The sequence below is a fragment of the Arthrobacter sp. yr096 genome (assembly GCF_900108925.1).
Lineage (GTDB): Bacteria > Actinomycetota > Actinomycetes > Actinomycetales > Micrococcaceae > Arthrobacter.
On sequence record NZ_FNYI01000004.1, the window covers coordinates 451,896 to 465,445 of the forward strand.

General features: G+C 62.5%; 14 protein-coding genes. 12 read left to right on the plus strand and 2 right to left on the minus strand.

What is annotated here, in order from left to right; translation table 11 throughout:
* Window positions 1-321 precede the first annotated feature (321 nt).
* The gene (gene hflX, locus BMY91_RS13060; protein ID WP_090822498.1) at window positions 322-1,884 is read left to right on the plus strand and encodes a GTPase HflX; all 1,563 of its coding nucleotides are present in this window, start codon (window positions 322-324) and stop codon (window positions 1,882-1,884) included.
* On the plus strand, window positions 1,877-3,937 hold the full coding sequence (locus BMY91_RS13065; RefSeq protein ID WP_090822499.1) for an ATP-dependent DNA helicase: 2,061 nt from the start codon (window positions 1,877-1,879) through the stop codon (window positions 3,935-3,937). The genes hflX and BMY91_RS13065 overlap by 8 nt, the downstream gene beginning before the upstream one ends.
* Before the next feature lie 71 nt (window positions 3,938-4,008).
* Here the strand turns inward: BMY91_RS13065 and lexA are convergent, their stop codons facing one another.
* Window positions 4,009-4,752, minus strand: a complete 744-nt coding sequence (lexA, locus tag BMY91_RS13070) for a transcriptional repressor LexA (RefSeq protein WP_090822501.1) — start codon at window positions 4,750-4,752, stop codon at window positions 4,009-4,011.
* A gap of 350 nt (window positions 4,753-5,102) precedes the next feature.
* Between lexA and BMY91_RS13075 the strand changes: the two genes are divergently transcribed.
* The 8 genes from BMY91_RS13075 (at window position 5,103) to BMY91_RS13105 (ending at window position 11,297) form a co-directional block, all read left to right on the plus strand.
* A complete protein-coding gene (locus BMY91_RS13075) occupies window positions 5,103-5,462 on the plus strand; it encodes a LysM peptidoglycan-binding domain-containing protein (protein ID WP_090822503.1) in 360 nt (119 codons plus the stop codon).
* 89 nt (window positions 5,463-5,551) lie between these two features.
* Window positions 5,552-6,670 carry a histidinol-phosphate transaminase gene (locus tag BMY91_RS13080; RefSeq protein ID WP_090822661.1) on the plus strand — a complete coding sequence of 373 codons (1,119 nt, stop codon included), beginning with the start codon at window positions 5,552-5,554 and terminating at the stop codon, window positions 6,668-6,670.
* Window positions 6,671-6,716: 46 nt separating this feature from the next.
* Entirely contained in the window at window positions 6,717-7,343 is a 627-nt protein-coding gene (gene hisB, locus BMY91_RS13085) for an imidazoleglycerol-phosphate dehydratase HisB (protein ID WP_090822505.1), read from the plus strand.
* A complete protein-coding gene (gene hisH, locus BMY91_RS13090; protein WP_090822507.1) occupies window positions 7,340-8,083 on the plus strand; it encodes an imidazole glycerol phosphate synthase subunit HisH in 744 nt (247 codons plus the stop codon). Before hisB ends, hisH begins: the two co-directional genes overlap by 4 nt.
* Window positions 8,084-8,242: a hypothetical protein gene (locus BMY91_RS23135; protein WP_175538783.1), complete on the plus strand. Its 159-nt coding sequence runs from the start codon at window positions 8,084-8,086 to the stop codon at window positions 8,240-8,242.
* 44 nt (window positions 8,243-8,286) lie between these two features.
* Window positions 8,287-9,030, plus strand: coding sequence for a bifunctional 1-(5-phosphoribosyl)-5-((5-phosphoribosylamino)methylideneamino)imidazole-4-carboxamide isomerase/phosphoribosylanthranilate isomerase PriA (gene priA / locus BMY91_RS13095; RefSeq protein ID WP_090822508.1), 744 nt, complete (start codon window positions 8,287-8,289; stop codon window positions 9,028-9,030).
* A complete protein-coding gene (locus BMY91_RS13100) occupies window positions 9,030-9,941 on the plus strand; it encodes an SseB family protein (protein WP_090822510.1) in 912 nt (303 codons plus the stop codon). Before priA ends, BMY91_RS13100 begins: the two co-directional genes overlap by 1 nt.
* A 51-nt stretch (window positions 9,942-9,992) precedes the next feature.
* The gene (locus BMY91_RS13105) at window positions 9,993-11,297 is read left to right on the plus strand and encodes an MFS transporter (RefSeq protein ID WP_090822512.1); all 1,305 of its coding nucleotides are present in this window, start codon (window positions 9,993-9,995) and stop codon (window positions 11,295-11,297) included.
* 83 nt (window positions 11,298-11,380) lie between these two features.
* On the opposite strand, the gene BMY91_RS13110 is transcribed toward BMY91_RS13105, so the two are convergent.
* Window positions 11,381-11,779: a DUF1844 domain-containing protein gene (locus tag BMY91_RS13110; RefSeq protein ID WP_090822663.1), complete on the minus strand. Its 399-nt coding sequence runs from the start codon at window positions 11,777-11,779 to the stop codon at window positions 11,381-11,383.
* A 378-nt stretch (window positions 11,780-12,157) separates the two neighbouring features.
* On the opposite strand from BMY91_RS13110, the gene infC reads away from it, so the two are divergent.
* Both infC and rpmI read left to right on the plus strand, forming a co-directional pair.
* Window positions 12,158-13,183 carry a translation initiation factor IF-3 gene (gene infC / locus BMY91_RS13115; RefSeq protein WP_254779990.1) on the plus strand — a complete coding sequence of 342 codons (1,026 nt, stop codon included), beginning with the start codon at window positions 12,158-12,160 and terminating at the stop codon, window positions 13,181-13,183.
* A 117-nt stretch (window positions 13,184-13,300) separates the two neighbouring features.
* Window positions 13,301-13,495, plus strand: a complete 195-nt coding sequence (gene rpmI, locus BMY91_RS13120; protein WP_011774324.1) for a 50S ribosomal protein L35 — start codon at window positions 13,301-13,303, stop codon at window positions 13,493-13,495.
* Window positions 13,496-13,550: the final 55 nt, after the last annotated feature.

The window sequence follows — 13,550 nt, forward strand, 5'->3', positions numbered from 1 at the left end:
TTCCGCCCGGCAGGTCCACATCCGGCTCAGTCCGCCGACTCCCAAACGCTGGAGGCGGACTCTCTGAAGATCACCACCCAAGAAGTACTGCGGACCCCTTCGATCGGTCCGTGGCTTTGGTGGACGGTGCTCCCCAGAGGAGCCAGGACCTCCCTGCGGAACCAATCCCGCTCGATCGCATCGGCCTAACGCCTTCTCAGGTGTGGCCGTCCAGCACTCAGGAGGCCCCTTTTGGCCCAAGCCCGTCAGCCCAGCGCGAAGAGCGCCCCATCGAACAGCAAACAGCACTATTCTGGAATTGCCGAACAGTCTAAGGAGACCATGACCACCCAGAAGCACTCCGGATCCGATTCCGACGCCCAGGACATGAGTCCTGAACAAATCCAGGCCGTCATCGACCGGATTCTTTCCAAGGATGTACCTGCGCAAACATCCGATGACGACGATGCCGGTGGTGTGTTCGGCAAAGCGCAGGCGATTTCCACGCTCGACCAGGAACACAGCATTTACGATGGCGACCAGGAAGATCTGGCCGAACGTCGTGCGCTGCGCCGTACAGCCGGACTGTCCACTGAACTCGAGGATGTCACCGAGGTCGAGTACCGGCAGCTGCGCCTTGAACGCGTCGTTCTGGCCGGCCTGTGGACCGAGGGCACACTGGCCGATGCTGAGAATTCGCTCCGCGAGCTCGCAGCGCTGGCGGAGACCGCAGGTTCAGAGGTTCTCGATGGCCTGGTTCAACGGCGCATGAAGCCGGACCCCGGCACATTCCTTGGGTCGGGCAAAGCCCAGGAGCTCAAGGACATCGTGGCCGCCACCGGCGCAGATACCGTTGTGGTGGACACCGAACTTGCACCGTCGCAGCGACGCGGGCTTGAAGACATCGTGAAGGTCAAGGTTGTTGACCGAACCACGCTGATTCTTGACATCTTCGCCCAGCACGCCAAGAGCCGCGAAGGCAAGGCTCAAGTTGAGCTTGCCCAGCTTGAGTACCTGCTCCCGCGCCTCCGTGGTTGGGGCGACTCCATGTCCCGTCAAGCCGGTGGCCAGGTGGGCGGTGCCGGTGCCGGTATGGGCTCGCGTGGTCCCGGTGAAACCAAGATTGAACTCGATCGCCGGCGAATCCGCACGCGCATGGCCAAGTTGCGTCGAGAAATCGCCGCCATGAAGCCGGCCCGCGAAACCAAGCGGGCCAACCGCCGTCGTAATGCTGTTCCTTCAGTAGCTATCGCCGGGTACACCAACGCCGGCAAGTCGTCATTGCTCAACCGTCTGACTGACGCAGGTGTCCTGGTGGAGAACGCCCTGTTCGCTACCTTGGATCCTACGGTCCGTAAGGCGCAGACCCCGGACGGGATCGGCTACACGCTGGCCGACACTGTGGGGTTCGTCAGGTCACTGCCCACGCAGCTGATCGAGGCATTCCGCTCCACGCTGGAAGAAGTGGCGGATGCGGACTTGATCCTCCACGTTGTGGACGCTTCGCACCCGGACCCGGAAGGCCAGATCGCTGCCGTGCGCTCCGTTTTCACGGAAGTGGATGCGCGGAAGGTTCCGGAAATCATTGTCTTGAACAAGGTTGATGTTGCGGATCCGTTTGTGGTGGAGCGCCTCAAGCAGAAGGAACCCCGGCACGCGGTGGTTTCCACCCGCACCGGACAGGGCATCGCCGAATTGCTGGAAGACATCAGCCAGTCCATTCCCCGGCCGGGGGTGCGTTTGGAGCTGCTCATTCCTTACGATCGCGGTGAAATGATCAGCAAGCTGCACAGCTCTGACTCGGAGATCCTCAGCCTGGAACATGAGGAAAGCGGAACCCGTGTTGTCGTGATGGTCCGCGAGGGCCTGGCAGCCGAACTGGAGTCATTCGTCAGTAATGGTTGAGAAGGTGGCGGCGGACGCCGTCGAATCGGTGGGGGAGAAGGCCACCCTCGAGCTGTTGGACCGGGCTGTTGCCGGCATGGGCGGTCAAAGCCGGGCCGGTCAGCACGAAATGGCCAAGCATGTTACGCGCGCCATCGAGACCGGGGAGCACCTGCTGGTCCAAGCGGGAACGGGAACAGGTAAGTCGTTGGCTTACCTGATTCCGTTGATCGCCCATTCCATGGACAGCGATAAGCCCACCCTCGTGTCCACCGCCACCTTGGCACTCCAGACCCAGATTGTTGGCCGCGATCTTCCCCGGCTGCTGGAGACCATCAATCCTGCCCTTGAACGCCCGGTCAACGTGGCGCTGGTCAAGGGCAGGGCCAATTACGTGTGCCTGCAGAAACTCGAAGGCGGCTTCCCCAGCGAAGAACCCTCCGAAGGGCAGCTGTTCTCGTTGGGCGAGGACACCAGTGTGCCGCACTTCGCTGCCTCCATGGGCGGGCCGCAATCCCAGCTGGGCAAGGAAGTGGTCCGGCTGCGCGAGTGGGCCGGGAAAACGTCCACGGGGGACCGTGACGAACTCATGCCGGGCGTCACCGACAGGGCCTGGCGGCAAGTATCCGTCACATCCATGGAATGCCTCGGTGCGCAGAAGTGTCCGCTTGCCGAAGAATGCTTCAGTGAACTGGCGCGGTCCCGCGCAGCTGAGGCCGACGTCGTGGTCACCAACCATGCCATGCTCGCGGTCAGCGCCTTTGAGGGCCTGGCCGTCCTGCCTGAATACGACGTCGTGGTGGTGGACGAGGCCCACGAATTGCAGGACCGCGTCACAGGTGCCGTCTCCGGTCAGCTGTCCGTGGCAATGGTCCATGCCGCGGCCTCGAGCGCCCGCAAGCACACCGCCATCACAGTTGATGCCCTCAACGCTGCGGCGGAGCGCCTGGATATGGCCATAGCGGGGGTATCCAACGGGTTGCTGCCCAGTGGGCTCAATGATGAGCAGCTCGATTGCCTGGACCAACTGCGCGACGCCACGCGTGCGGCCTTGTCCGATTCGAAGACCGACTCCTCAAACGCGGTGGACGGCGGCAGGCAGCTCGCACGCTCACGGCTCATGCTCATTCTTGAACTGTGCGAACGCATGCTCGCTGCCAAGGAAAACCGGGAAGTGGTGTGGTTCTCAAGGAACAGCACCTTTGACCCCCAACAGGGTTATGCGCAACCGGACGAGACTGCACCGGCACTGATTAACATCGCCCCGCTCAGTGTTGCAGGACGCTTGCGTGAAGGCTTGTTCGCGGGCCACACCGTGGTGCTGACCTCCGCCACGCTGGCTATTGGATCTGCCTTCGAGCCGGCCGCCGGTGGGTTGGGGCTGATTGGCGACGGCGCACCAAGCTGGACTGGGATCGATGTTGGCTCGCCCTTCGATTACCCAAAGCAAGGTGTGTTGTATGTTGCGAAGCATCTGCCCAAACCTGGCCGCGGTACATCGCCTGAGGCACTCGACGAGTTGGAAGACCTCATCCGTGCCTCCGGCGGGGGAGCACTGTGTCTCTTCTCGTCACGGCGGGCTGCGGAAGAAGCCGCCGACGCCATGCGGCTCCGCCTGGACGTGGACATCCTCTGTCAGGGCGAATCCACCATGGCAGCCCTCGTAAAACAATTCGCAGATGAGCCGGACACTTGCCTCTTCGGAACCATGTCTCTGTGGCAAGGCGTTGACGTACCGGGTGGTTCGTGCCGCCTTGTGGTGATCGACCGCATTCCCTTCCCGCGTCCGGACGATCCCCTGATGACTGCCCGTTCGCGGGCTGTCGCACAGTCGGGTGGCAATGGGTTCATGGCCGTGTCAGCAACGCATGCCGCCATCCGGTTGGCCCAGGGTGCCGGACGCCTCATCCGTTCAACCGGCGATAAAGGAGTCGTGGCTGTGCTCGATTCCAGGTTGTCGACGGAACGTTATGGCGGGTTCCTGAGGGCTGCCCTACCGCCGTTCTGGGCGACCACCGACCGAACAGTGGTGCGGGGCGTCCTGGAGCGCCTGGGCTCTCCCAAAGCCTCTTAGGAGGCCCTGGGCGCTTTCTGGGTGCAGGTGAGTTCCGATGCAGAGGGGCCCGGATACAGAGGACCTCTGCGTTAGAGGGACCTCAGGACCGAGACAACCTTGCCCATGATGGTGGCCTGATCGCCAAGGATGGGCTCGTACTGGGTGTTCTGTGGTAGCAGCCAGGTGTGCCCATCGCGCTGGCGGAACGTCTTCACCGTGGCTTCGTCGTCCAGCAAGGCGGCCACGATGTCGCCGTTGATGGCGTCATTCTGGCGGCGCACCACTACCCAGTCACCGTCGCAGATGGCGGCATCGATCATGGAGTCTCCGGCCACCTTCAGCATGAACAGTTCGCCGTGCCCTACGAGTTGCCGGGGGAGGGGCAGTACGTCTTCCACTGTCTGGTCAGCCAGGATGGGACCGCCGGCCGCGATACGGCCTACCAGGGGAACCATGGCGGTATCACTTGCACTGGCCAGCTCCGTAACGGCGAGACCACCGGCGCTGCGAAGTGTCGTGGGCGCTTCGACTCCAGGAATCGGTCCGCCATCCAAGGTCAAGGGCATCAGGACTTCCATGGCGCGAGGACGCTTGGGGTCCCTGCGCAGGTAACCAAGCTTCTCCAGCTGGGAAAGCTGGTGCGTGACGCTGGACAAGCTTGCCAGGCCTACGGTGTCGCCGATCTCGCGCATGCTGGGCGGATACCCGTTGTCATTGACGGAGCGCTGGATGGTCTCCAGGATCTTTTTCTGCCGGACAGTCAGGCTCTTGGGACTCTTTTGAGGCTGCTGGCTCCGCAGGGGTGCCCCGCCGCCTGTGGCTTTCGCTGCCATGTTCGCCAATGCCTTTCCATTCGCCCCGGAAGGTGCCCGGGGATGTTAGGTCTGCAAAAAATGTCAGACCCTCCTGTTCCACTGAAACAGTGCTGTTTCTTCACTCAAACGTAGGGCAGGCACAGGCGTTTATCAAACATTTGTTCTAGCGAGTCTCGACACCGTTCGTTGATAAGTGCTAAAAATGTCATAGCAAGGTTCGAATATGTGTTCTATAAACCTGACGCTGAAGCTGGATGTTCGAAGAAAGTGTTCGAACATCCAGGTCTTGGGTCCGGGAGTGCACAAAGAATTGGCAGCCAGGCGCCGGGCAATCCGTCGCAAGGCAATAGCTCAGAAGGGCTCAGCTCATGTCCGCAATCACTACGTTCGCTGATTTCCGCACCACCCAGGCACCCGCCCGCCTGCGTCTCACCCGGCGGGGACGGATCGTCTTCTTCGGCATCCCTGCAATGCTGCTGGTGGCTGCGCTCCTGAGCCTGGCCGGATTCATCACCTCGCCGGCCAAGGCGTCGGACTCGCAATCGCAGTTGCAGCCGCCTGTTGCCCTGAGCGTCACTGTCCAGCCCGGTCAGTCGCTGTGGGGGATTGCCGGGGCGGCAGCTCCGGAGCGTGACCCCCGCGACGTCATCGCGGAAATCATCCAGCTGAACGATCTCCGCGGCGGCCGTATCCAGCCCGGCCAGCAACTGTTCGTCCCCGCCAACTGAGTCCTTCAAGCAGTCTTCAGGGAGGGTCGAAAGCGGTGGTGTGGCGTCACAGTTAGTAGGCAGTAGCGGCAGCCCCTTAAACTGTGGTGGTGAGTGACCAGCTTGAGCGACTTGACCGACTACCCCTCCGGACCAACCTGCGTGGACTGAGCCCCTATGGCGCACCGCAGCTTGATGTCCCCATTCTGCTCAATGTCAACGAAAACACTCACGGTGTGCCGGCGGATGTTCAAGCCGCCATCACCGAGGCCGTCGCCGCAGCTGCTACCGGGCTGAACCGCTACCCGGATCGCGAGTTTACTGAACTCCGCGAGGCACTTGCTGAGTACCTTGGCCACGGACTCTCGCCGGCCAACATCTGGGCAGCCAATGGGTCCAACGAAGTCCTCCAGCAGATCCTCCAGGCATTTGGCGGACCCGGACGGAAAGCCCTGGGCTTCCCTCCTACGTATTCCATGTATCCGCTGCTCGCAAGCGGAACTGACACGGAGTATGTCCGCGGCGTCCGTGCTGATGACTATGGCTTGGACGCGGCTTCGGCTGCTGCGCAGGTTCGTGAAACCGGAGCCAATATTGTGTTCCTGTGTTCGCCGAACAACCCCACGGGTACCGGCTTGGGCCTGGACGTGGTCGAAGCCGTATATGAGGCCGGAGAAGCCAGCCAGGCAATCGTCATCGTGGATGAGGCGTACCACGAGTTCGCCCACGACAATACGCCCAGCGCCTTGACCTTGCTTCCCGGACGTGAGCGACTGATCGTGTCCCGCACCATGAGTAAGGCGTTCGCCCTTGCGGGTGCGCGGCTGGGTTACATGGCGGCGGCCCCCGAGGTCACGGACGCCATCAGGCTGGTGCGCCTTCCGTACCACTTGTCTGCAGTTACGCAGGCAACCGCCCTCGCAGCCCTGAGCCACCGCGAAGCGCTGATGGCCGATGTCGAAGACATTAAGGTCCAGCGCGATCGCATCGTGACCGAACTCCTGCGCATGGGCCTCAAGCCGTCTGCCTCGGACTCGAACTATGTGTTCTTCGGCGGCTTGGAAAACCCCCATGGTATTTGGCAGGGCCTGTTGGATGCGGGCGTGCTGATTCGCGACGTCGGTATCCCCGGCCACTTGCGTGTCACTGCCGGAACAGAGCGGGAAACCACCGCCTTCCTGAAAGCCCTGGAGGCTCTCTTGGACGGCAAGGCTTCACAGCCCGCCTAAACTTATCAATAGACCCAACCCATCCTCCGTGTATAAGGACGTCCCAATGAGCGAAACCGGCGCTACGCCGTCCGCTGCCCGCACTGCGCGCATGGAGCGCACCACCAGCGAATCCTCCGTTCTGGTGGAGATCAACCTGGACGGCTCCGGTGTCTCGGACATCAGCACATCGGTTCCGTTTTACGACCACATGCTGACTGCCTTGAGCAAGCATTCTTTGATTGACATGACCGTGAAGGCAACCGGCGACACCCACATCGATGCCCATCACACGGTGGAGGATGTGGCCATCACTTTCGGTGAGGTCTTACGCACTGCCTTGGGCAACAAAGCTGGAATTCGTCGCTTCGGCGAAGCTACGGTTCCCTTGGACGAGGCCCTTGCCCATGCGGTGGTGGACGTTTCCGGACGCCCGTACCTGGTGCACGGCGGCGAGCCCGCAGGCCAGGAGTACCACCTCATCGGTGGTCACTTCACCGGCTCTTTGACCCGCCACGTGTTCGAGGCCATCACCCTCCATGCCGGAATCTGCCTGCACATGAATGTTCTGGCCGGCAGGGATCCGCACCACATCGTGGAGGCGCAGTTCAAGGCGTTCGCGCGGGCACTCCGTGCTGCTGTTGAGTCGGATCCGCGCGTTGAGGGAATCCCCTCCACCAAGGGAGCACTATGAGTGGCCAGGTGCTGAAAGACGGTGCTGTGGCTGACGCCATCGCATCGGTGAAGCCTGAGTCCCCTGAGGGCAAGCCCACCGTTACAGTCCTGGACTACGGTTCCGGCAACGTCCGCTCCGCCGTTCGTGCACTGGAACGAGCCGGTGCCCACGTGGTGCTGAGCGCCAAGCCGGAAGATGTGCTTAACGCTGATGGCTTGGTAGTTCCCGGCGTTGGTGCCTTTGAGACGGTCATGAAGGAACTCAAAGCAGTTGATGCGATCCGAATGATCGGGCGACGGGTTGCCGGCGGGCGCCCAGTCCTGGCTATATGCGTTGGCCTTCAGGTCCTCTTCGAAGCCGGTGTCGAGCACGGCACCGAGTCCGAAGGCATGGCGGAATGGCCGGGAAAGGTGGAGCTTCTTCCTGCCCCCGTTGTCCCGCACATGGGGTGGAACACGGTGGACGTGCCGGAGGGCTCCAAGCTCTTTGCCGGCGTCGAGCAGGAACGCTTTTACTTTGTGCACTCCTATGGTGTGCAGGAGTGGAACTTCGACGTCGTGCAGCCCCGCATGGCTCCGCCGATGGTCACATGGTCCGAGCATGGCGCGCGCTTCATTGCGGCCGTGGAGAACGGGCCTCTATGCGCTACCCAATTCCACCCAGAGAAATCGGGTGACGCCGGAGCCCGGCTCTTGCGGAACTGGGTTGATGGCTTGCGAAAGCCGGTAACTGAAACCACCGGAAGCGGTGCCGCCTAAATGTGGTCTGTTGTCCTCATGGGCCTCGCCGGCGTGCTGGTGGGTGGCGGGATCTCCTTCCATCAGCAAAAGAAGCCCCGCTGGGTCTCCATTTCTTTCTACGTGCTGGCCGGGATGTCCCTGCTGGCTGCCTACCTCCTGACGCTACCCGGTAGCTGAATCCGCTACCTGACCCCGTCACCCTCGAAACTTCAAGGACACACATGACCACCTCTACCCAGTCCGTTCTGGAACTCCTGCCCGCCGTCGACATCGTTGATGGCCAGGCAGTCCGGCTCCTGCAGGGCGAAGCCGGCTCGGAAACAAGCTACGGAACGCCCCTCGAAGCAGCCCTGAACTGGCAGAATGCCGGCGCCGAGTGGGTGCACATGGTTGACCTCGACGCCGCTTTTGGACGTGGCAACAACGCCGCCCTCATCAGCGAGGTGGTGTCCCAGCTCAACGTCAAGGTGGAACTGTCCGGTGGCCTGAGGGATGACGAATCTCTGGAGCGTGCCTTGGAGCTGGGCGTTGCCCGCGTGAACCTTGGCACGGCTGCGCTGGAGAACCCTGAATGGACCCGTCGGGCGATCGACCGTTTCGGTGACAAGATCGCCGTCGGACTCGATGTCCGCGGAACAACGCTTGCCGGACGCGGCTGGACCAAGGAGGGTGGTGACCTCTGGGAGGTTTTGGCCCGTCTTGAGGACGCTGGCTGTGCGCGGTACGTCGTCACCGACGTCACCAAGGACGGTACGTTGCAGGGTCCGAACGTGGACCTGCTGCGCCAGATGGTGGAGAAAACCGGCAAGCCTGTTGTGGCTTCTGGTGGTATCTCCAGCCTTGAAGACCTGCGGGTGCTGCGCGAGCTCGTACCGCTGGGCGTTGAAGGTGCGATCGTCGGCAAGGCGTTGTATGCCGGGGCCTTTACGCTGCCCGAAGCCCTGGACGTAGCCGGCCGCCGCTGATGCCCCACGACGCAGGACACCAGCACGGCGAACATGGCCACGGCCGACGCGAACTCCCGGGTCACATCGCGGCGGCTTTGGCGGGTGCCGGCGGAGCGACTGATTCTGCAGGCCAGCCGTGGGCGGGCAGGAGCTTTGAAGGCGACGACGCCAAAATCCATAACTTCGAGGACGACGACGGTTCTGCCGGCGAAGGCTACCTCGCAGCAATTGCCTCGTTGCTGGCTGGAACGGGAAGTGAATCAGACGTCGTGGCATCCCTCGCGACGACGAGGGTGTTCGTGCCGGTTGTTGCCCAGCTTGCCGAGGAAGCCGAAGGCGTCGACGGCCTGCATGCAGACAAGCAGGCCGATATGGCATTGGTCACACTTAAGGCTCCGGATGGTCGGAAGGCCATGCCCGTGTTCACGTCTGCAGCAGCACTTGAGGCGTGGCACCCGGACGCACGGCCTGTGGCCGTTTATGCGGCCCGGGCGGCACTTTCCGCCGTGTCCGAGGGTGCCCAGTTGCTGGTCCTGGATCCTGGTTCCGACTTCACGTTTGTTGTCCGACGCCCGGCCATGTGGGCACTGGCCCAACAGCGGGACTGGACGCCGTCATACCTGGATGATCAACTGGAGGCTGCTCTCGCTTCAACAGTCTCGTCCTTCCGGACGGTCCGACGGCTCGAGACGCAACCCGGGGCCGGAGTTGCGTCCCTCACGGCCGACGGCCGAACGGTGGCCGGCGGCGGTGCGGGACCTGAGCTGCGGGTTGTCCTCTTCCTGGAAGATGGCCTTGATGCCGTGGCTGTGCAGACGCTCGTTGCCCAATTGAACGATGCGTGGGCAGGGATGGATTCCTTCGCCGAAGGCGTTGACTCCATGGAAGTTAAATTGCAGCGCGCGGCACAGGAGCCTGGGCGGCACTAACGGCAGCACCCGTTCCCCGGGGCTGCCCCGGGGGAACAAGAGGATTTTGCAGTGAACTTCGCTCTCTACAAAGAGATGCTGTCCATCCGTCCTGTCCGGCGGTTGTTGGTTGTGGGCATGATTGCCCGTATCCCGCACTCCGCTGCGGGCGTGCTTCTTACCCTGCACATTGTGTTGACTCTGGGGCAGGGATACGCGGCTGCTGGTGCCGCGGCCGCCGTGATGACCATTGGCATTGCCCTGGGCGCGCCATGGCGTGGCCGGCGGGTGGACCTGGTGGGCCTCAGGAAGGCGCTCATCCCTTCCGTTGTCTCAGAGACGGTCATCTGGTCGATTGTTCCGCACGTATCGTACGAGTGGCTGCTGCCCCTGGTGTTTGTGGGTGGTCTGTTTACGCTGCCCATCTTCAGTGTGGTCCGTCAGTCACTGGGCGTGATGGTGGACGGGGAGCAGCGGCGCTCGGCCTTCGCCCTGGATTCCATCGCCACCGAACTCGTGTTCATGATAGGCCCGGCCGTTGGTGCCATTGTTGCCACCAGTGGTTTCTCCGCGATTGGTCTCACCGCCGTGGGCATTTCCGTGTCAGCGGCCGGGCTGTTCCTGATGTGGTTCAACCCGCCAACGCGCAGTGAAGCAGTGTGCACTCCCCAGGAGTCTGCGGACCGGGCGGCGGCGGACCTTGCTGCGGCAGAAGCGGCCATGGTGGCCTCTGCGCCAGCGCATGTCCAGGAAGCAGCCTCGGAGATGGCCTCGGCGACAACGCGCGGTGCGGGCATCCGTAGCCGGGTGGCCAGTAACTTCACGTGGTTCACGGTTTCAGTTGCGGCACTCTTTGCGGTGGCCGCGGGATCCGGCATGGTGCTCAGCGGTTCCGACGTCAGCATCGTGGGCTTGCTGGAGCGTGGCGGGCACCAGAACGAGATTGGCATTGTGTTCTTCTTCTGGTGCGCAGCATCCGTGGTGGGCGGACTCATCTACGGTTCCATGAAGCGTTCGATTTCGCCCATGCTCCTGCTCCTGGGTATGGCTGCCCTGACCATCCCCATGGGCTTTGCCCAGGACACCTGGACGCTGGCTTTCCTCTCGCTGCTGCCCGGTTTGCTGTGCGCTCCTGTCCTGTCCGCATCGTCGGAGAAGGTGGCGGACCTGGTGGATGAGGAACGCCGCGGCGAGGCAATGGGTTGGTACGGCTCGGCGCTGACAGCCGGTGTTGCGCTCGGAGCGCCCTTGGCCGGGGTCTTCATCGACAATGTTGGGCCATCTGCCGGCTTCGCTGCCATCGGCTTTGCAGGCGTCGTGCTTTGTGTTGCAGGGCTGGCGCTCACCTCGATGCGCCGGCGGTCCGCCCGCGTCTAGCCCATGGCAACTGCAGAAAGTACGACGGCGGGTGGACCACATGTGGTCCACCCGCCGTCGTTGGTACTTGCGTTAGTTGCCGCTTAGTTCACGGGTCCCGTGAACTTTTCGCCCGGCCCCTTGCCCGGGGCGTCCGGGATGAGCGATGCCTCGCGGAAGGCCAACTGCAAAGAGCGCAGGCCGTCGCGCAATGGACCGGCATGCTGGGAGCCGATTTCAGGTGCGGCTGCGGAGACAAGGCCGGCAAGCGCTGTGATCAGCTTGCGGGCTTCGTCGAGATCCTTCAGGTCCTCAGCGTTGGGGTCGTCCGCCAGGCCAACCTTCACTGCGGCTGCGCTCATGAGGTGAACGGCGCCGGTGGTGATGACCTCCACGGCCGGAACTTCAGCGATGTCACGGATCTGCTGGGAGACCCCGGAATCGGCGGCTCGTGCCGCGTCTTCGCTGTAGGAGTTGCGGGGATTGCTGTCTTCAGTGCTCATACTGGTAAGCTTGTCACAGACCGACTGGAAGTCGTTATTCACGGAATACATCAGCAGTAATGCTCCCGCCGCGTGCAATGTGCGCTTGGCGGGTTGTTTCTGTAGAATTGACTTTCAGTTTGCAAGCGGAGTTCTCTCCCACCCGCGTCAGCCGTTTCCCTTCGGGGACCAGAGGTTGCCGGGTACATGGTCGGACACTTCCGGTGGCACAGCCTCCGGAAGTGCGTACTTCCCGTAAAGGGGAGTGCAGCCGATCTTCGAGGCCTTCGATTGCACCAGCAATTGGGGGCCTTCTCTATTTGCCGGTGACATCACCACAACCACAGGAGCTTTAACATTAGCGAGCCAAGAATCAATGAGCGTATCCGCGTCCCCGAGGTGCGGCTGGTCGGCCCTGCCGGCGAACAGGTAGGAATTGTCCGCATCGAGGACGCCCTGCGTCTTGCTGCCGAATCCGATCTCGATCTCGTTGAAGTTGCCCCGCAGGCTAAGCCTCCTGTTTGCAAGTTGATGGACTTCGGCAAGTACAAGTACGAAGCCGCAGTCAAGGCCCGCGAGGCCCGCAAGAACCAGACCAACACGGTTCTGAAGGAAATTCGCTTCCGCCTCAAGATCGACAAGCACGACTACGAAACCAAGCGCGGACACGCACTTCGTTTCCTCGGTGCCGGTGACAAGGTCAAGGCCATGATCCAGTTCCGCGGCCGCGAGCAGCAGCGTCCTGAGATGGGCATCCGCCTGCTTCAGAAGTTTGCTGAAGACGTTGCCGAAGTTGGCATCGTCGAGTCGAGCCCCCGCATCGATGGCCGCAACATGGTCATGGTGATTGGTCCGCTGAAGAACAAGGCCGAAGCGAAGGCTGAAGCCCGCCGCGCGGCCCAGCGTGCCGAAGCCAAGGCCCAGAATGAAGCCAAGGCATCCGGACGGGTGGACACCACCAGTGATCAGGCTCCCTTGACCCAGACTTTGGGTGATCTCCTTCCCGCTGGCCTCCTGGCTGGCGAGGAAGAGGCCAAGCAGGAAGCCGTGGAGGCTCCCGAGGTTGAAACTTCCGTGGCTGAAGAAGCCCCGGTTGTTGAAGAAGCCCCGGCAGCTGAAGAAGCTGCGGTTGTCGAAGAGGCTCCGGTTGTCGCCGAAGCTCCGGCTCCGGTTGTCGAAGAAGCGCCCGTGGTTGAAGAAGCCCCGGTCGCCAAGGCTGCTCCGGCCAAGGCTGCCCCGGCCGCCAAGGCTCCGGTTGCCAAGGCCGCTCCGGCAGAGGCGGCCCCGAAGCCTGTGGTTCCGGCTCCGAAGCCCGCAGTACCTGCGGCTCCGAAGCCCGTTGCCAAGCCGGCAGCTCCCAAGCCGGCAGCTCGGCCCGCGGCCCCCAAGGCCATGCCGAAGCCTGCATCACGCAAGACCAACTAGTTCAACGCCGCGGAGGCCTGGCCTCCACCGGCAAGCAACCAGCACGCCGGCCCTCGTAGGCCGGCTGCGCGAAAGAATCGCGGACTTGTCCGTGGATACGTAAGGAGATCGGTTCCCATGCCGAAGATGAAGACCCACAGCGGTGCTAAGAAGCGCTTCAAGCTGACCGGTACCGGCAAGCTGAAGCGTCAGCAGGCCAACCGTCGTCACTACCTGGAGCACAAGTCCTCCAGGCTGACCCGTCGCCTGGCCGGCGACAAGCTCGTCTTCAAGGGCGATGCCAAGGTCATCAAGAAGATGCTCGGCGTCTAAGTTCCAAGTTCTTTGGTACCTGCCATCCGGCAGGAACCGACTACACCAAAAGCCT